16 protein-coding genes are annotated in these 19642 nt (G+C 51.2%); 14 read left to right on the forward strand and 2 right to left on the reverse strand.

Annotation, left to right across the window (positions count from 1 at the left end; genetic code table 11):
- Window positions 1-11: 11 nt before the first annotated feature.
- From SK32_RS06635 to SK32_RS06655, 5 genes are all read left to right on the forward strand, one after another.
- On the forward strand, window positions 12-1247 hold the full coding sequence (locus tag SK32_RS06635) for an MFS transporter (protein ID WP_048211849.1): 1236 nt from the start codon (window positions 12-14) through the stop codon (window positions 1245-1247).
- A gap of 21 nt (window positions 1248-1268) precedes the next feature.
- The gene (ydiB, locus tag SK32_RS06640; RefSeq protein ID WP_048211850.1) at window positions 1269-2135 is read left to right on the forward strand and encodes a quinate/shikimate dehydrogenase; all 867 of its coding nucleotides are present in this window, start codon (window positions 1269-1271) and stop codon (window positions 2133-2135) included.
- Window positions 2136-2169: 34 nt separating this feature from the next.
- Window positions 2170-2928, forward strand: coding sequence for a type I 3-dehydroquinate dehydratase (aroD, locus tag SK32_RS06645; protein WP_048211851.1), 759 nt, complete (start codon window positions 2170-2172; stop codon window positions 2926-2928).
- Between the two features lie 156 nt (window positions 2929-3084).
- Window positions 3085-4680 carry an acyl CoA:acetate/3-ketoacid CoA transferase gene (locus SK32_RS06650; protein ID WP_048211852.1) on the forward strand — a complete coding sequence of 532 codons (1596 nt, stop codon included), beginning with the start codon at window positions 3085-3087 and terminating at the stop codon, window positions 4678-4680.
- 13 nt (window positions 4681-4693) lie between these two features.
- On the forward strand, window positions 4694-5845 hold the full coding sequence (locus SK32_RS06655; RefSeq protein ID WP_048211853.1) for an acyl-CoA dehydrogenase: 1152 nt from the start codon (window positions 4694-4696) through the stop codon (window positions 5843-5845).
- Window positions 5846-5899: 54 nt separating this feature from the next.
- On the opposite strand, the gene SK32_RS06660 is transcribed toward SK32_RS06655, so the two are convergent.
- Window positions 5900-6790: an AraC family transcriptional regulator gene (locus tag SK32_RS06660; protein WP_048211854.1), complete on the reverse strand. Its 891-nt coding sequence runs from the start codon at window positions 6788-6790 to the stop codon at window positions 5900-5902.
- A 509-nt stretch (window positions 6791-7299) separates the two neighbouring features.
- Here SK32_RS06660 and SK32_RS06665 point away from each other — a divergent pair.
- The 5 genes from SK32_RS06665 (at window position 7300) to fadK (ending at window position 12377) form a co-directional block, all read left to right on the forward strand.
- Window positions 7300-8064 carry an electron transfer flavoprotein gene (locus SK32_RS06665; protein ID WP_048211855.1) on the forward strand — a complete coding sequence of 255 codons (765 nt, stop codon included), beginning with the start codon at window positions 7300-7302 and terminating at the stop codon, window positions 8062-8064.
- A 21-nt stretch (window positions 8065-8085) separates the two neighbouring features.
- The gene (locus tag SK32_RS06670) at window positions 8086-9021 is read left to right on the forward strand and encodes an electron transfer flavoprotein subunit alpha (RefSeq protein ID WP_048211856.1); all 936 of its coding nucleotides are present in this window, start codon (window positions 8086-8088) and stop codon (window positions 9019-9021) included.
- A gap of 57 nt (window positions 9022-9078) precedes the next feature.
- Complete coding sequence (locus tag SK32_RS06675) at window positions 9079-10368, forward strand: FAD-dependent oxidoreductase (RefSeq protein WP_048211857.1); 1290 nt, start codon at window positions 9079-9081, stop codon at window positions 10366-10368.
- On the forward strand, window positions 10365-10658 hold the full coding sequence (locus tag SK32_RS06680; protein WP_048211858.1) for a ferredoxin family protein: 294 nt from the start codon (window positions 10365-10367) through the stop codon (window positions 10656-10658). The genes SK32_RS06675 and SK32_RS06680 overlap by 4 nt, the downstream gene beginning before the upstream one ends.
- Window positions 10659-10739: 81 nt before the next feature.
- Window positions 10740-12377, forward strand: coding sequence for a medium-chain fatty-acid--CoA ligase (fadK, locus tag SK32_RS06685; protein ID WP_048211859.1), 1638 nt, complete (start codon window positions 10740-10742; stop codon window positions 12375-12377).
- Window positions 12378-12443: 66 nt separating this feature from the next.
- Here fadK and ppsA read toward each other — a convergent pair whose 3' ends face one another.
- Complete coding sequence (gene ppsA, locus SK32_RS06690) at window positions 12444-14822, reverse strand: phosphoenolpyruvate synthase (RefSeq protein ID WP_048211860.1); 2379 nt, start codon at window positions 14820-14822, stop codon at window positions 12444-12446.
- 329 nt (window positions 14823-15151) lie between these two features.
- On the opposite strand from ppsA, the gene ppsR reads away from it, so the two are divergent.
- From ppsR to SK32_RS06710, 4 genes are all read left to right on the forward strand, one after another.
- The gene (gene ppsR, locus SK32_RS06695) at window positions 15152-15985 is read left to right on the forward strand and encodes a posphoenolpyruvate synthetase regulatory kinase/phosphorylase PpsR (protein ID WP_003030553.1); all 834 of its coding nucleotides are present in this window, start codon (window positions 15152-15154) and stop codon (window positions 15983-15985) included.
- A 126-nt stretch (window positions 15986-16111) separates the two neighbouring features.
- Window positions 16112-17158 (forward strand): 3-deoxy-7-phosphoheptulonate synthase AroH, encoded by a 1047-nt coding sequence (gene aroH, locus SK32_RS06700; protein WP_048211861.1) that lies wholly within the window; start codon window positions 16112-16114, stop codon window positions 17156-17158.
- Window positions 17159-17367: 209 nt separating this feature from the next.
- Window positions 17368-17556 (forward strand): hemin uptake protein HemP, encoded by a 189-nt coding sequence (gene hemP, locus SK32_RS06705; RefSeq protein ID WP_048211862.1) that lies wholly within the window; start codon window positions 17368-17370, stop codon window positions 17554-17556.
- A 73-nt stretch (window positions 17557-17629) separates the two neighbouring features.
- Window positions 17630-19615: a TonB-dependent hemoglobin/transferrin/lactoferrin family receptor gene (locus tag SK32_RS06710; protein WP_048211863.1), complete on the forward strand. Its 1986-nt coding sequence runs from the start codon at window positions 17630-17632 to the stop codon at window positions 19613-19615.
- The last annotated feature ends 27 nt before the right edge of the window (window positions 19616-19642 follow it).

Genomic DNA, 19642 nt, shown 5'->3' on the forward strand with positions numbered 1-19642 from the left:
GTTGTGAAAAAATGTCTCAGAAAAAGACCTTTAACACGCCATTTCTTCTGGCGATAACCTGTATTTATTTAAGTTATTTTTTACACGGTATTAGCGTCATCACACTGGCGCAAAACATGACCTCCCTGGCTGAAAAGTTTTCAACCGATAATGCAGGGATTGCCTATCTAATTTCCGGCATTGGTCTTGGTCGACTGGTCAGTATTTTATTCTTTGGCGTTCTCTCAGATAAGTTCGGTCGTCGGGCTATCATTCTGTTAGGCGTTATTCTATATATGCTGTTCTTCTTCGGTATTCCCGCCAGCCCCAATCTGATGATTGCCTTTATTCTGGCTGTATGCGTTGGCGTAGCGAATTCAGCGCTGGATACCGGCGGTTATCCGGCGTTAATGGAATGTTTCCCCAAAGCATCCGGCTCGGCGGTTATTCTGGTTAAAGCCATGGTGTCGTTTGGCCAGATGATTTACCCCATCGTCGTCAGCACCATGCTGCTCAACCATGTCTGGTACGGCTATGCGGTCATCATCCCGGGTGTACTGTTCGTGGTCATCACCCTGATGCTGTTAAAAAGTCGCTTTCCCAGCCAGATGGTGGACGCGGGTCTCGCCAAAGATCTGCCACAGATGAACAGTAAACCCCTGGTCTGGCTGGAAGGTGTCGCTTCCGTGCTGTTTGGGGTTGCCGCATTCTCAACCTTTTATGTCATCGTGGTCTGGATGCCGAAATATGCCATGGCATTTGCTGGCATGGCGGAAACTGACGCACTAAAAACCATCTCTTACTACAGCATGGGATCGCTGGTCTGCGTATTCATCTTTGCTGCCCTCCTGAAGAAAATGGTTCGCCCCATTTGGGCTAACGTTTTTAACGCTGGTCTGGCAAGCATTACCGCTGCGGTCATTTATTTGTATCCCTCTCCGCTGGTTTGTAACGCAGGTTCGTTTCTGATTGGCTTTTCTGCTGCTGGCGGTATTTTACAGCTCGGTGTCTCGGTGATGTCAGAGTTTTTCCCGAAGAGCAAAGCCAAAGTCACCAGTGTTTATATGATGATGGGTGGTGTAGCCAACTTTATTATCCCACTGATCACCGGATACCTTTCTAACATCGGCCTGCAATACATCATTTTGCTGGACCTTGCATTTGCTCTGCTGGCATTCATCACCGCCATCATCGTCTTTATTCGCTATTACCGCGTATTTGATATCCCCAAAAATGATGTGCGGTTGGGCGAACGTTATTTTCAATAAATTGTTTAGAAGGAGTATCAAATGGACGTAACAGCAAAGTATGAACTGATTGGTCTGATGGCCTACCCTATCAGACACAGTCTGTCCCCTGAGATGCAAAATAAAGCATTAGAAAAAGCGGGCCTGCCTTTTACCTACATGGCATTTGAAGTCGATAACTCAACGTTTGCTAATGCAATTGCTGGTTTAAAAGCGTTAAAAATGCGCGGCACCGGGGTATCTATGCCCAATAAACAGTTGGCCTGTGAATATGTTGATGAATTAACACCTGCCGCCAAACTGGTTGGCGCAATCAACACCATCGTTAATGATGATGGCTACCTGCGTGGTTACAACACCGACGGCACCGGCCATATTCGCGCGATTAAAGAAAGCGGCTTCGATATTAAAGGTAAAACCATGGTACTGTTGGGCGCGGGCGGCGCGTCTACAGCCATTGGCGCTCAGGCAGCCATTGAAGGCATCAAAGAAATTAAGATCTTTAACCGTAAAGATGAGTTCTTTGAAAAGGCGCAGGCATTCGCTAAACGTGTTAATGAAAACACCGACTGCGTTGTCACCGTGATCGACCTTGCCGATCGACAGGCATTTGCCGAGGCACTCGCCAGCGCGGATATTTTGACCAACGGCACGAAAGTCGGCATGAAACCGCTGGATAACGAATCTATTGTGACCGACGTTTCCCTGCTTCGCCCGGAACTGCTGGTGACCGAATGCGTGTATAACCCGCATATGACCAGGTTGTTGCAACAGGCACAACATGCCGGTTGCAAAACGATTGATGGTTACGGCATGTTGTTGTGGCAAGGGGCTGAGCAGTTCAAGCTCTGGACCGGGAAAGATTTCCCGCTGGAGTATGTCAAACAGGTTATGGGTTTTGCAGCCTGATGGGCAGTATTTGTGAATAGTTAAAGGGTAATCAATGAAAACCGTAACCGTAAGAAACCTCGTGATTGGCGAGGGTGCGCCGAAGATCATTGTCTCACTGATGGGTAAAGACATCTCAACGGTAAAAAGCGAAGCACTGGCCTATCGCGAAGCGGATTTCGACATCCTGGAATGGCGTGTTGACCATTTTGCAGATGTCGCTTCCATTGACGCAGTACTGGAAGCCGCACGTGCGATCCGTGATGTGATGGCGGATAAACCGTTGCTGTTCACCTTCCGTAGTGCCAAAGAAGGGGGTGAACAGGCTCTGTCCGTCGAAAACTATATTGCATTAAACCGCGCAGCAGTGGACAGCGGTCTGGTAGATATGATCGACCTGGAGCTTTTCACCGGTGATGAACTGGTTAAAGCGACCGTCGAGCATGCGCACGCAAAAAATGTCTTCGTTATTATGTCGAATCATGATTTTCACAAGACACCAGCAGCCGATGATATTGTCCAGCGACTGCGTAAAATGCAGGAACTTGGTGCAGATATTCCCAAAATCGCGTTGATGCCGCAAAGCAAAGCGGATGTGCTGACATTGCTTAGCGCAACGCTGGAAATGCAGGAACGCTACGCCGACCGCCCAATTATTACCATGTCAATGGCGAAAACCGGTGTGATCTCACGACTGTCCGGCGAAGTTTTCGGCTCAGCGGCGACGTTTGGTGCGGTGAAAAAAGCCTCGGCCCCAGGACAAATCTCCGTAACCGATCTACGTACCGTTCTGACAATATTACACCAGGCTTAATAGCCCAATATTTTTAAATTGCAATAAATAACGCCCTGCCCCAGATATTCGTTTTACCACGAATATCTGGCAGACGATTAAATATTTTCAAATAACGCAAAATACTATTATCGAATATAGCGATAGGCATTCGCACGAATATAACCTGGAGTTTATATGAAACTTTCAAGACCAACACGCTTAAATGGTCGGGTACCGGTATTATCTGCAGCTGACGCAATTGATTATATTCCGGATGAAGCCACACTCTGCGTATTAGGCGCTGGCGGTGGGATACTTGAAGCCACAACATTAATTAATGCACTAGCCGAGAAATATAAAAATAGCCAATCGCCACGTAATTTGTCGCTAATTAGCCCGACAGGACTGGGCGACCGTGCAGACCGGGGTATTAGTCCACTGGCACAGGAAGGTTTAGTTAAATGGGCGTTGTGCGGTCACTGGGGACAATCCCCACGGATATCCGACCTCGCGGAACAAAATAAAATAGCCGCCTACAACTATCCACAAGGCGTATTAACTCAAACCCTGCGTGCCTCTGCGGCCCATCAGCCAGGTATTTTGAGTGATATCGGCATTGGCACGTTTGTCGATCCCCGCCAACAAGGTGGCAAACTCAATGAAGTGACCACCGAAGATCTGATCAAACTGGTAGAAATTGATAACAAAGAGTATCTCTACTACAAAGCCATTGCGCCGAATATCGCCTTTATTCGCGCCACAACCTGTGATAGCGAAGGCTACGCCACCTTTGAAGATGAAGTGATGTATCTCGATGCGCTGGTCATCGCGCAGGCCGTGCATAACAACGGCGGCATCGTCATGATGCAGGTACAAAAAATGGTGAAGAAAGCCACACTGCACCCTAAAGCCGTGCGGATCCCTGGCTATCTGGTGGATATCGTCGTTATCGATCCAGAACAGACTCAGTTGTATGGCGGAGCGCCGGTTAACCGTTTTATTTCAGGCGATTTCATCCTTGATGACAGCCTGCAAACTGCCCTGCCGCTTAACCAACGTAAACTGGTGGCCAGACGTGCGCTGTTCGAAATGCGCAAAGGTGCAGTGGGTAACGTTGGCGTAGGAATTGCCGATGGTATTGGTCTCGTCGCGCGTGAAGAAGGCTGTGCCGATGACTTCATACTGACGGTTGAAACCGGGCCAATCGGCGGTATTACCTCGCAGGGCATCGCTTTTGGGGCCAACGTCAATACCCGCGCTATTCTGGATATGACCTCCCAGTTTGACTTCTACCACGGTGGCGGTCTGGATGTGTGCTATTTAAGCTTCGCCGAAGTCGATCAGCACGGCAACGTCGGTGTGCATAAATTCAATGGCAAGATCATGGGCACTGGCGGTTTTATTGATATCAGCGCCACCTCGAAGAAAATTATTTTCTGCGGCACCCTGACAGCCGGAAGTCTGAAAACAGATGTTGCCGACGGCAAATTGAATATCGTGCAGGAAGGTCGGGTGAAGAAATTCGTTAACGAATTACCTGAAATCACCTTCAGTGGAAAAATTGCCCTCGAACGTGGACTGGATGTACGTTACATCACCGAACGCGCCGTATTTACGTTAAAAGAAGATGGCCTCCATTTAGTAGAAATTGCCCCTGGTGTTTCTTTACAAGAAGACATTCTGGACAAAATGGAATTCACCCCCGTTATTTCTCCAGACCTGAAACTGATGGACGAAAGATTATTTATCGATGCCACGATGGGTTTTGTTTTGCCCGACGCCGCCAATTAAAAGGAGTACCCTGATGGACTTTTCATTAACTGAAGAACAAGAGCTGCTGCTTGCCAGCATTCGGGAACTGATCACCAGTAATTTCCCGGAAGAATATTTCCGCACCTGCGATCAGACCTCCACCTACCCTAAAGAATTTATGCGCGCGCTTGCGGATAACGGTATTTCGATGCTGGGCGTGCCGGAAGAGTTCGGTGGCATTCCGGCAGATTACGTCACGCAAATGCTGGCGCTGATGGAAGTCTCAAAATGTGGTGCGCCTGCCTTTCTGATCACTAACGGCCAGTGTATCCACAGTATGCGCCGTTTTGGCTCCGCGGAGCAGCTACGTAAAACCGCTGAAAGCACCATGGAAACGGGCGATCCGGCCTATGCGCTGGCGTTAACCGAACCGGGAGCTGGCTCAGATAACAACAGCGCCACCACCAGCTACACCCGCAAAAACGGCAAGGTGTACCTTAACGGGCAAAAAACCTTTATTACCGGTGCCAAAGAGTACCCGTATATGCTGGTTCTGGCTAGCGATCCCGAGCCGAAAGATCCGAAGAAAGCCTTTACCCTGTGGTGGGTGGATTCGAAGAAACCCGGCATCAAAGTTAATCCGCTGCACAAAATCGGCTGGCACATGTTAAGTACCTGCGAAGTCTATCTTGATGACGTTGAAGTTGACGAAAGTGATATGGTCGGCGAAGAGGGTATGGGCTTCCTCAACGTGATGTACAACTTCGAAATGGAGAGACTGATCAACGCAGCACGCAGCACCGGCTTTGCCGAATGCGCTTTCGAGGATGCCGCACGTTACGCCAACCAGCGTATCGCCTTTGGTAAACCGATTGGCCACAACCAGATGATCCAGGAAAAACTGGCGCTGATGGCGGTTAAAATCGAAAACATGCGCAATATGGTATTGAAAGTCGCCTGGCAGGCCGATCAGGAACAATCACTGCGTACCAGTGCGGCGCTGGCAAAACTGTACTGCGCGCGCACAGCGATGGAAGTTATCGACGACGCAATTCAGATAATGGGTGGTCTGGGTTATACCGATGAAGCCCGGGTATCCCGGTTCTGGCGTGATGTACGCTGCGAACGCATTGGCGGTGGCACCGATGAAATCATGATCTACGTCGCCGGACGTCAGATCCTGAAAGATTATCAAAACAAGTAAGCCGTACTATCATCCGGATAGCGGATAAACGCTATCCGGACTTACGCCAGAAAATCAGATTTCCGGCTGCAGGCATTCCTGCTCAGTCAGATTATTTTTAAACTGCTTACGATAATCGCTGGGAGTACAGCCTACGTGTCGCTGGAAGAGTTTGGCAAAGTGATCAACATTTTCATACCCCACCCGCCACGAGATTTCCGCTAACGACGCTTCCGTATTCGTCAGCGAAAATTTTGCCTCCGTCATCCGTCGCTGAATAACATAATTAATCGGCGAAATACGATACTCTTTAGTGAATTCGTGACAAATATAACTCACACTGGCGCGAAATTTTTTCGACAACTGATCGAGTGTGATTTTTTCGCGAAAGTTGTTATTCAAATACACCAGAACATCTTTAATTAACACGTCTTTTTTAATATACCCCTGCTCCGAACGATAAGCATTTTTAAAGTTTTCGTAATACAAGACGGTTAATGCGTAGGCAAAGGCATCATAAGCAGAGGATGACAGATTATTTTTACACTGCGGTATCATAATACTCAGTTCATTAAAAATACTCTTAATAACCTCCTTCCCCTGGCCGACGCTGATGACCGGACACGAGTGTAACTGCAACAGCTGGTTATCCTGCCAACCATTGAAGCGAAAACCGTACAGTGCACAGGTGTAGGTCGTGGCTGGTGCGTTGCTATCCGAGGCGACAGCATGTAACCGTCCTTGTTCTATCACCACAATATCCCCGGCGTGAGCGACATACAGTGAAGAATCAATAATTAAGCGCGCGACACCTTTTTTGACATAGATAAGTTCGGTTTCATTGTCATGCACATGGTGGCCCGACTCCCAGTTAGGATCATCACTGATGACGAATCGCGAAAATCTGGGGGTCTTCCCCTGCTCAAAAAGGGTTTCCATGGCATTATCAAAACATCGTTGATACATGACAGCCTCCACCTTTAGATGGTAAATGTGCGGAAAATTAATAGTGTTAAATGATAACGATTAACCACGTTATACAACGATATTCTATCCAAGCGAAACAAAATTATTTGCGCCGTCTGCAAGATGACACCTCTTGTCCAGGAACACTGTTAGCGTGCGTTATTTACGTTTTATACTAATTGAAAAGAATAAATGTTATTAATTCAACATTAACGATTTACATATCAGAAACAAATGCGGGCAGATATCGCTTAAAAATAGGATGCATTTCTCAATTACACCCTCGTTTACTGTTTTCACGGTGTAACCTTGCGTACACAACTTTTACTCCTCGCTTAGAAACTCCGCATCGCCGTTGCACATTTTTCTGCAAGATTGTTGGGAATGAAAACAGATTGCCCCGTCGAAAACAGGCCCCACTCTGCCGCACACTATTTTCAGTCAAATTTTCCCTACTGCCGATAATGACGCACTTCGTCATCATCCGAACGTGACTCACTGGAGATGCCATGAAAATAATAACCTGCTTTAAGTTGGTGCCTGAAGAACAGGACATTGTTATTACCCCAGAGCGCTCGCTTAACTTTGATCGGGCCGATGCCAAAATCAGTCAATTTGATCTGAATGCGATTGAAGCCGCCACACAACTTACCGCCGAAGGCGATGAGATTGTCGCCTTAACCGTGGGCGGCTCCTTGTTGCAAAACTCTAAAGTACGTAAAGACGTGCTATCCCGCGGTCCGGATAGCCTGTTTATGGTGCAGGACCCTCAGCTGGAGCATGCGCTGCCGCGCGATACCGCCCAGGCGCTGGCTTGTGCGGCTAAAAACATTAAATTCGATCTGATGCTGTTCGGGGAAGGGTCCGGCGATGTCTACGCACAACAGGTCGGTCTACTGGTAGGTGAGCTCCTGCAGCTTCCTGTGGTTAACGCGGTAAGCAACATCCAACGTAACGGCGACCGCATTCTGGTTGAGCGAACCCTTGAAGATGAAGTCGAAGTCATTGACCTGCCGCTCCCGGCAGTAATTTGCGTGACCTCGGATATCAATACACCGCGGATTCCGGCAATGAAAGCTATTCTTGGTGCCGGCAAAAAACCCGTCACCCCCTGGCAGGCCAGCGATATTGGCTGGACGCCAGCGTCACCGCTGGCGGAATTAGTCAGCCTTAGCGTTCCACCGCAGACAGAACGTAAGCACATCATTCTGGAAAATGACTCAGCAGAAGCCATTGCCGAACTGGCCGAACATCTGAAAAAAGCCCTGAACTAAGCCCAACGGAGAACAATCATCATGAGTAAATTAGCCAACGTATGGGTGTTTAGCGATAACGTAGAACGCTATGCGGAATTAATGACCGCCGCCCGCCAGTGGGGCGAGCAGGTACACCTTATTGTGCAGGGCAACGAACAGGCCGATCAGGTGAAAGCGCTGGGTGCCGATGACATCATCGTGCTCGAACACGCCAGTGAACTGCAGCGTGTTGAAAACTACGCCGAGACTGTCTCAGCCTTACTGCAAACGCACACCGGCCTGTTGCTGATGCCTGCGTCTAAACGCACAAAATCACTGGGCGCGCGGTTAAGCATGCAACTCAATGCGGCGATGGTAAACGACGCCACATCGGTCACTCTCGATGCAGGTGCGCTGTTTGCAGAACACCGTATGTATGGCGGTCTGGCATTCGGTAAAGAAAAACTGAATAGCGCGCTGGCGATTATCACGCTTGCCCCTGGTATGTTTGAACCAGCAGAAACCAATCCTGCGCACACTTGCCCTGTCATCTCAGCACCTTATATCACGCCACTTCATGAGATTGTTTGCCAGGAACGTCGCGCCAAATCTCTCAGCAGTGTCGATCTCAGCAAAGCCAAACGCGTGGTTGGCGTCGGTCGTGGCCTGGTGGCCGAGAGCGACCTGCAGATGGTACGCAATCTTGCCGCCGTTCTGGGTGCCGAAGTGGGTTGTTCACGCCCTATTGCCGAAGGTGAAAACTGGATGGAGCGCGAGCGCTATATTGGCGTTTCCGGCGTGCTGTTGAAATCAGATCTGTACCTGACGTTGGGCATTTCAGGGCAAATTCAACATATGGTCGGCGGGAACGGCGCGAAGATCATAGTCGCCATCAATAAAGATAAAAAAGCCCCGATCTTCAACTACGCCGATTACGGTCTGGTTGGTGACATTTACAAAGTCGTCCCGGCCCTTATCGAACAGCTCAGTCGCTAACGGCCACATTTAACGCACATATCCCGCTGCATTCGCAGCGGGAAAGGAGCAAAGAACATGTCAGATGAAAAATTTGATGCCATTGTGGTCGGTGCTGGCGTGGCGGGTGCGGTAGCAGGTTACGTGATGGCCCAGGCCGGGCTGGACGTGCTGGTTATTGAGCGCGGAAACAGTGCCGGCAGCAAAAACATGACCGGAGGACGACTCTACACGCATAGCCTGGAGCACATTATGCCCGGCTTTGCAGAGGAAGCCCCTGTCGAACGGAAAGTGACCCGCGAAAAAATCTCTTTCCTGACGGAAGAAAGTGCTGTCACTCTCGATTTCCACCGTGAAAAAGACAATACCCCAGCGCAGGACTCATATACCGTATTGCGCAACAGGCTCGATCCCTGGTTGATGGAAAAAGCCGAACAGGCCGGGGCTCAGTTTATTCCGGGCGTTCGCGTCGATTCCCTGATCCGGGAAGGCAACAAAGTCACTGGCGTGCAGGCGGGTGACGATATCCTGGAAGCCAATATCGTTATCCTTGCTGATGGCGTCAATTCCATGCTGGGACGTTCACTGGGAATGGTACCGCCTTCTTCGGCACATCATTATGCCGTTGGCGTAAAAGAACTGATCGGCCTGCCGCCAGCAGTCATTGCAGATCGTTTTAATCTGTCAGGAAATGAAGGTGCCGCCTGGTTGTTTGCCGGTTCGCCATCTAATGGCCTGATGGGCGGAGGTTTCCTGTATACCAACAAAGACTCCGTCTCTCTGGGACTGGTATGTGGTCTGGGCAATATCGGGCATGCGACAAAAAGCATTCCGCAAATGTTGGAAGATTTTAAACAGCACCCCACTATTCGCCCACTGATCGCCGGCGGTGAATTGCTGGAGTATTCCGCACACATGGTGCCGGAAGGCGGCCTGGCGATGGTACCGAAGCTGGTTGATGACGGTGTGATGATAGTCGGCGACGCCGCCGGTTTTTGTCTGAACCTGGGTTACACCGTGCGTGGCATGGATTTGGCGATTGCTTCAGCAGAGGCTGCGGCCAAAACCGCCATTGCAGCGAAAGAACGTCAGGATTTCTCCGCCAACAGCCTGATGGACTACAAACGCGCCCTTGCACAGGGTTGTGTGATGCGTGATTTACAGCATTTCCGTAAGATCCCCGCGCTAATGGAAAACCCCCGTTTGTTTACCCAATACCCGCGCATGGTGGCCGATATCATGAGCGATATGTTCACCATTGATGGCAGCCCAAACCAGCCAATTCGCAAGACCATTTTATCCCACGCGAAGCAGATTGGGCTGATGAACCTACTGAAAGACGGCATCAAGGGAGCAACCGCACTATGAGTCAGGACAACACCGTAAATGTTGACGTCAAACTGGGCGTTAATAAATTCAATGTCGATGAGGGGCATCCGCACATCATCCTTACCGAACATCCTGACATGAAAGAATTTCGCAAACTGCTGAAAGCCTGTCCTGCTGGACTGTATAAGCAGGACGAAAGTGGAAATATTCATTTTGATTCCGCAGGCTGCCTGGAATGTGGTACCTGCCGGGTTCTGTGCGGCTCTACTATCCTCGAACAATGGGAATACCCGGTTGGGACATTTGGTGTGGATTTCCGTTACGGCTAACACGTATCGCCTGTTGCACGCCGGATACAGCACATCTGTTATTCGGCAGGACGTGTACCGAAATTATCCAGGGAATAACTCATGAGTGTCACATTAACGTTTAATGCCGAACGTCGGGAAGCTTATCGACAACAAGGGTTTTGGGGGGATGCATCGCTGGGTGATTACTGGAGCCAAACAGCCCAGGCGATGCCGGACAAAATCGCTGTGGTCGATAATCACGGCGATTCATACACCTACGCCGCGCTCGACAGCGCGGCCAGCCGTCTGGCGACCTGGTTGTTAGCCTGCGGAATCCAGCCAGGTGACCGCGTCGCCTTTCAACTGCCCGGCTGGTGTGAATTTACCCTTATCTATCTGGCCTGTCTGAAAACCGGAGCGGTTTCCGTACCACTACTTCCTGCCTGGCGCGAAGCCGAGCTGGTATGGGTACTGAACAAATGCAAGGCAAAGATTTTTTTCGCACCTACGCTGTTTAAACAAACCCGGCCGGTAGATCTGATCCTGCCCTTGCAAAACCAGCTGCCGCATCTGCAACAGATTGTTGCCGTCGATAAGCTGGCACCCGCGACAGACTCACTGGCACTCAGCCAGCTTCTTTTATCACCACAATTAACCCAGCCAATTAGTGTGCATGCCGATGAGCTGGCTGCGGTGCTGTTTACCTCCGGAACAGAGGGGATGCCCAAAGGGGTAATGCTGACCCACAACAACATCCTGGCCAGTGAACGCGCCTATTGTGCCCGTCTTAATCTTACCTGGCTGGATGTATTTTTAATGCCCGCGCCACTTGGCCATGCTACCGGTTTTTTACATGGCGTGACCGCACCGTTTTTAATTGGCGCACGCAGCGTACTGCTGGATATTTTTACTCCAGCAGCCTGTCTCGAATTACTGGTACAGCAGCGCTGTACCTGCGTACTCGGCGCCACACCGTTCGTCTATGACATGCTGTGTAGCGTGGAAAAACATCCCTACGATCTCTCGTCGTTACGCTTTTTCTTATGCGGCGGCACCACTATTCCGAAAAAAATAGCCCGCGATTGTCAGCTGCTCGGCATTAAACTTTTAAGCGTCTATGGCTCAACAGAAAGCTCGCCGCACGCGGTGGTCAATCTGGATGATTCGCTTTCCCGCATGATGAACACCGACGGATATGCCGCAGCCGGCGTGGAAATTAAAGTCGTCGATGAGGCACGTAACACGTTGCCTGCGGGTATGGAAGGAGAAGAGGCCTCCCGCGGGCCCAATGTGTTTATGGGCTACCTTGATGAGCCTGAACTCACCGCCCGTGCGCTGGATCAAGACGGCTGGTATTACAGCGGCGATTTATGCCGAATGGACGATGCCGGATACATCAAAATCACCGGGCGTAAGAAAGATATTATTGTGCGCGGTGGAGAAAATATCAGTAGCCGCGAGGTCGAGGATATTCTGTTGCAGCATCCGCGTATCCATGATGCCTGCGTTGTGGCAATGCCGGACGATCGTTTAGGCGAAAGATCGTGTGCGTATGTGGTGCTAAAACCTCCGCACCATTCGCTGTCGCTGGAGTCAGTGGTAGCCTTTTTTAGTCGCAAGCGGGTGGCAAAGTACAAATACCCTGAGCACATTGTGATCGTAGAGAAATTACCGCGCACAGCGTCCGGTAAAGTACAAAAATACCAACTGCGTCAGGATATTATTCAGCGTTTGAGCGTGGAGAGTGTTGCAGGATAAAGTGCCGGATGGCGACGCTAGCGCATCTTATCCGGCCTACGTTGAATAGGCCGGATAGGCATGATGTTACTTGTTCAGTTCAGCCAGACTCAGCCAGGTCTGCACAACGGTGTCCGGGTTGAGCGACAGGCTGTCGATCCCTTCTTCCATCAACCAGGCCGCGAAGTCTTCGTGGTCAGATGGGCCCTGGCCACAAATACCCACGTATTTACCCTGTTTCTTAGCGGCACGAATCGCCATCGACAACAGTGCTTTCACCGCATCGTTACGCTCATCAAACAGTTCAGAAACCACGCCAGAGTCACGGTCCAGACCCAGCGCCAGTTGTGTCATGTCGTTAGACCCGATAGAGAAGCCATCGAAGTATTCGAGGAACTGTTCAGCCAGCAAGGCGTTGGATGGGATCTCACACATCATGATTACCTTCAGCCCGTTCTCACCGCGCTTCAGCCCCTGGCGTGCCAGCTCTTCCACCACCGCTTTCGCCTGGGCAACGGTACGAACAAACGGTACCATTACTTCGACGTTAGTCAGGCCCATATCGTTACGGACACGTTTTACGGCATCACATTCCAGCGCGAAACAGTCGCGGAAGCTATCGGCAACATAACGGCCCGCCCCACGGAAGCCCAGCATCGGGTTCTCTTCATGCGGTTCATAACGCTCACCGCCGACGAGGTTGGCATATTCGTTGGACTTAAAGTCAGACATACGCACGATGACGCGTTTTGGATAAAACGCCGCCCCCAGCGTCGCGATCCCTTCCGTCAGACGACCAATGTAGAATTCACGCGGAGAATCGAAACCTTTCATCATGGCGCGGATTTCATTTTGCAGCTCAGGCGTCTGGTCATCAAACTCCAGCAGAGCACGCGGGTGTACGCCAATCATACGGTTGATGATAAATTCCAGACGCGCCAGGCCGACACCTTCGTTTGGCAGACAAGCGAAGTCGAAAGCGCGGTCCGGGTTACCGACGTTCATCATCACCTTCAACGGCAGATCCGGCATGGTCTCCACGCTGGAACTCTTCACGCTAAAGTCGAGCATGTCAGCGTAAACATAACCGGTGTCGCCTTCGGCACAGGAGACAGTAACCTTCTCACCATCTTTCATGCGCTCGGTCGCATCGCCACAGCCTACCACGGCCGGAATTCCCAGTTCACGGGCAATAATCGCCGCGTGACAGGTACGACCGCCACGGTTGGTGACAATCGCCGCTGCTTTCTTCATGATCGGTTCCCAGTCCGGGTCGGTCATGTCGGTAACCAGTACGTCGCCTGGTTCGATACGGTTCATTTCGCTGATGTCCTGGATGACTTTGACCGGACCCGCGCCAATGCGGTGACCGATGGCACGACCTTCAGCAATAATTTTACCCTGCGCATGCAGCGTATAACGCTCCATCACCTGGCCGCGAGAACGTACGGTTTCCGGACGAGCCTGTACAATGAACAGCTTGCCGGTATGACCGTCTTTCGCCCATTCGATGTCCATCGGACGACCGTAATGCTTCTCGATCTGCACCGCCTGCTTGGCCAGTTCCTGCACTTCTTCGTTAGTCAGGGAGAAAACATCGCGTTGTTCCTGCGGCACATCTTCGATCGTTACCTGCTTACCGTGTTCCTGGGTCGGCGCGTAGATCATGCGGATTTTTTTCGAACCCATGGTGCGACGAACGATCGCCGGACGATTAGCCGCCAGCGTCGGTTTATGCACGTAGAATTCATCCGGGTTCACAGCGCCCTGCACCACCATCTCGCCCAGGCCCCATGCAGACGTGATAAACACCACCTGATCGAAACCGGATTCGGTATCGATGGAGAACATGACACCGGAAGACGCGAGATCAGAACGCACCATCCGCTGAACGCCCGCAGAGAGCGCGACGCCGCGGTGATCATAGCCCTGATGAACACGATAGGAGATTGCGCGATCGTTAAACAGCGAGGCAAACACGTGTTTGATAGCAACCAGTACGGCATCAAATCCCTGGACGTTGAGGAACGTTTCCTGCTGGCCCGCGAATGACGCATCTGGCATATCTTCTGCTGTAGCGGAGGAACGCACGGCAAAAGAAGCATTGGCATCGTCCGCTGACAGCTGCGCGTAGGCATCGCGGACGGCATTTTCCAGTTCAGGCTGGAAAGGAGTGTCGATAATCCACTGGCGGATCTGTGCACCCGCTTTTGCAAGCTCGGTGACATCGTCAATATCCGTTTTATCCAGCAGCTCATAAATGCGCTGGTTTACGCCGCTTTGGTCCAGAAACTGGTTAAACGCATCGGCGGTCGTTGCAAAACCATTCGGTACGGAAACGCCCATACCTGAAAGGTTAGTAATCATTTCACCCAGGGAGGCATTTTTGCCCCCAACTCTGTCTACATCATTCATGCCGAGTTGGTTATACCAAAGCACCAGCGGTGACGAGCCATTGTTGGACATCGAACAATCCTTATATATGAACGAGGTTAGGAAACTCAATTTTGCGTAATTATCTTGGCATATTTACCTCAGCGAAAAAAACGGTGAATCGTTCAAGCAACTTTATTTTTTATTTTTTCAGATTCTTTCCGCATTTGCGCAAACCCGCGAACGGCACGGGATCACCACAAAATCAGTCGGTATAAACATTTGTTCCGAAAAATGAAATGTACTTTTCATTAAATATAAAAATACTGTTTCACTTTATAAAACTGATGCAGCAATATTCGCTTCTGACGAATTTTAATTTATGCTTTCAGAGAATTATGTCTGCCCCCAGGATGAGCAAAATGGATAATGCTGTTGATCGTCATGTATTTTATATTTCTGATGGCACAGCCATCACCGCAGAGGTATTGGGTCACGCGGTAATGTCGCAATTTCCGGTCACGATCAGCAGCATTACGCTGCCGTTTGTTGAAAATGAGAGTCGTGCGCGGGCGGTTAAAGACCAGATTGACGCCATTTATCAACAAACGGGTGTGCGTCCTCTGGTGTTCTACTCCATCGTGTTGCCGGAAATTCGCTCGATCATTTTACAAAGTGAAGGTTTTTGCCAGGACATCGTCCAGGCACTGGTCGCGCCGCTGCAACATGAGATGAAACTCGACCCCACGCCGATCGCACATCGCACGCACGGCCTGAATCCCGGCAACCTCAACAAGTACGATGCGCGTATTGCCGCCATTGATTATACCCTCGCGCACGACGACGGTATTTCGTTGCGCAACCTCGATCAGGCGCAGGTGATCCTGCTTGGCGTTTCTCGTTGCGGCAAAACTCCGACCAGTTTGTATCTGGCTATGCAGTTTGGTATCCGTGCGGCCAACTACCCCTTTATTGCCGATGATATGGATAATCTGGTGCTGCCCGCCTCTCTGAAGCCGTTGCAGCATAAATTATTCGGCCTGACCATCGACCCTGAGCGCCTGGCGGCGATCCGCGAAGAGCGCCGGGAGAACAGCCGGTACGCTTCGCTGCGCCAGTGCCGAATGGAAGTTGCTGAGGTAGAAGCGCTGTACCGAAAAAACCAGATCCCATGGCTGAACAGTACCAATTACTCGGTAGAAGAGATTGCCACCAAGATCCTCGACATTATGGGGCTGAATCGCCGCATGTACTAGAATGCTAGTGCATTGGTTCGATTTTTTGTTATTATGCTCGCCACCAGGCAGGATGAGTGTGATATTGTGATGTACATCACTTCCCGGTAGTCCTGCCGTTGAAGCAACAAATTTCTGAGATAAGTAATGAACAGAACCGATGAACTCCGTACTGCGCGTATTGACAACCTGGTCACTCCAGCAGAGCTTGCGCAACGGCATCCTGTTTCGTCCTCCGTCGCCCGCCATGTTACGGATTCCCGACGCCGGATAGAAAAAATCTTGAATGGTGAAGATCCTCGCTTGCTGGTCATCGTTGGACCATGCTCGATTCACGATCTCGATGCCGCCATGGAATACGCCACGCGTTTGCAGGCACTGCGCACTAAACACCAGGCGCGTCTGGAAATCGTGATGCGTACCTATTTTGAAAAACCGCGTACCGTCGTGGGCTGGAAAGGCCTCATTTCCGACCCGGACTTGAATGGCAGCTATCGTGTAAATCATGGTATTGAGCTGGCACGTAAACTGCTGTTACAGGTCAACGAACTGGGTGTACCGACGGCCACTGAATTCCTCGATATGGTGACAGGTCAGTTTATTGCTGATCTGATCAGCTGGGGCGCAATTGGCGCACGCACCACAGAGAGCCAAATTCACCGTGAAATGGCTTCCGCGCTCTCCTGCCCTGTCGGGTTCAAAAACGGAACAGATGGCAACACGCGTATCGCCGTCGATGCTATTCGCGCGTCACGCGCCAGCCACATGTTCCTCTCACCGGATAAAACCGGGCAGATGACTATCTATCAGACCAGCGGCAATCCCTACGGTCATATCATCATGCGCGGTGGTAAAAAGCCGAACTACTCTGCCGAAGATATTGCCGCTGCCTGCGATACGCTGCATGAATTCTCTCTGCCGGAGCATCTGGTGGTGGATTTCAGCCATGGCAATTGCCAGAAGCAGCATCGCCGTCAGTTAGAAGTGTGCGATGACGTCTGTCAGCAGATTCGCGATGGTTCGACGGCAATAGCCGGGATCATGGCGGAAAGTTTCTTACGCGAAGGTACGCAAAAAATCGTCAGCGGCCAGCCACTGGTTTATGGTCAGTCAATCACCGATCCCTGCCTGAACTGGGAAGATACGGAACTGCTGGTCGAAAAACTCGCCGCGGCGGTAGACAGTCGATTCTAACATCATGCCCGGGCGGTGGTTTCGCCTGACCCGACCTAAGGTTCGTGCCCATCCAGGCCCGGTCAGCGTAATGCGACCGGGCTTTTTTAATGCAGCACAATCCCGCAAATTTGATCCCGTCACAATTATTTCACAAAAAGACTTGATGCAAATTCTCAGTTTATTGATAATGATTATCATTGTTACATTGATTGTTATTTTTAAACACTATGTCACGTATGGATAACACTACAGCAACGCCTGCAAAAGAAAAAACACCGCCTTCTGTCATGCCAAATGAGCGTCGAATTGACAGTAAAAGCCTGCTGGGTAAAGAAGGACGCGTGATCATAGAACATGATGGTCAGCATTACTTGCTGCGCCAGACCCAAGCCGGAAAACTCATTCTGACCAAATAAACAACACCTTTCGCCAGCCACCCAGGTGATACCCAGGCAGCCAGCGCTTTCGATTTCCTAATGGAGAGTTGCTATGCCATACCTGCACACTGCATCCCTGCGTCCCTCGCTATTGGCGCTGGCGATTGTCAGTAGCCTGCCCACTTTCGCGTATGCGGCGGTCGAAGATATGACCGTCACCGCCACCGGCAATGCCCGTAATGCCTTTGAAGCGCCGATGATGGTCAGCGTTATTGATGCGACCGCCCCGGAAAACCAGACCGCCAGTTCAGCAGCCGATCTGTTACGTAAAGTGCCTGGACTTACCCTTGATGGTACAGGACGAACCAACGGTCAGGACGTCAATCTGCGCGGCTATGACCGCCGCGGCGTTCTGGTGCTGGTTGACGGCGTTCGTCAGGGCACCGATACCGGACACCTGAACAGTACATTTCTGGATCCGGCGCTCATTAAACGTATCGAAGTGGTGCGTGGCCCTTCGGCTCTGCTGTATGGCAGCGGTGCGCTCGGCGGGGTAATCGCCTATGACACAGCAGAGGCTAAAGACTTACTTGAAGCGGGTAAAAACAGCGGTTACCGCGTGTTCGGTACTGCGGCAACCGGCGATCACAGCCTCGGTATGGGTGCCAGCGCATTTGGGCGCACCGATACGCTGGACGGACTGCTTGCATGGTCGAGTCGCGATCGCGGGGATTTGCGCCAGAGCGACGGCACTACAGCGCCAAACGATGAAGCGATCAACAATATGCTGGCGAAAGGCAGTTGGAAAATTGACAGCGCCCAGACGCTGGCAGGCTCGTTGCGCTACTACAACAATGACGCCCGTGAACCTAAGAACCCACAAACCAGCGCGGCGGATGCCACCAGCAACCCGATGACCGACCGTTCAACCATCCAGCGTGATGCGCAACTGACCTACACGCTCGCCCCTGTGGACAATGACTGGCTGAACGCTGATGCTCGCCTTTACTGGTCCGAGGCTCGCATTAATGCCCAGAATCCGGATGCGACTAATGAGTTTCGCAAACAAACGACCAAAGGCGGAAAAATTGATAACCGCAGCCGGTTGTTTACCGACTCCTTTGCTTCTCACCTGTTAACTTACGGTGGTGAGTACTATCGCCAGGAACAACGCCCCGGAGGTGCGACGACCGGTTTCCCTGAGGCAAAAATTGATTTTAGCTCCGGCTGGCTGCAGGATGAAATCACCCTGCGAGATCTGCCCGTAACATTGCTGGGTGGTACACGCTATGACTCATATCGCGGTAGCAGCGATGGTTACGCGGATGTCGATGCCGACAAATGGTCGTCCCGCGCAGGAATGACCGTTACGCCAGCCGACTGGCTGATGCTGTTCGGTTCATACGCTCAGGCCTTCCGTGCGCCGACCATGGGCGAGATGTATAACGATGCGAAACACTTCTCGATTGGTCGTTTCTACACTAACTACTGGGTGCCAAACCCTAACCTGCGTCCAGAAACCAACGAAACGCAGGAGTACGGATTTGGTCTGCGCTTTGACGATCTGCTGATGGCGAGCGATGCGCTCGAATTTAAAGCCAGCTATTTCGACACCAAAGCGAAAGATTACATCTCCACCAGCGTCGACTTTGCTGCCGCGACAACCATGTCCTATAACGTCCCCAACGCCAAAATCTGGGGCTGGGACGTGATGGCGAAGTACTCCGCCGATCTGTTCAGTCTCGATATGGCCTATAACCGCACACGCGGCAAAGATACTGACACGGGCGAATACATTTCCAGCATTAACCCGGATACCGTCACCAGCAAACTGAACATACCCGTGGCACACAGCGGTTTCTCAGTCGGCTGGATAGGCACGTTTGCGGACCGCTCCACGCATATCAGCAGCAGCTACGCTAAACAGCCCGGCTATGCCGTAAACGACTTTTACGTGAGCTATCAGGGCCAACAGGCACTGAAAGGTATGACCACCACGCTGGTGCTGGGCAACGCTTTTGATAAAGAGTATTGGTCGCCACAAGGCATCCCGCAGGATGGTCGCAATGGCAAAATTTTCGTGAGTTATCAGTGGTAATCACTTTTCCCCGGTTCGCCGGGGTAG

This window comes from Citrobacter sp. MGH100, from assembly GCF_001034465.1.
Taxonomy (GTDB): Bacteria; Pseudomonadota; Gammaproteobacteria; order Enterobacterales; family Enterobacteriaceae; genus Citrobacter; species Citrobacter youngae.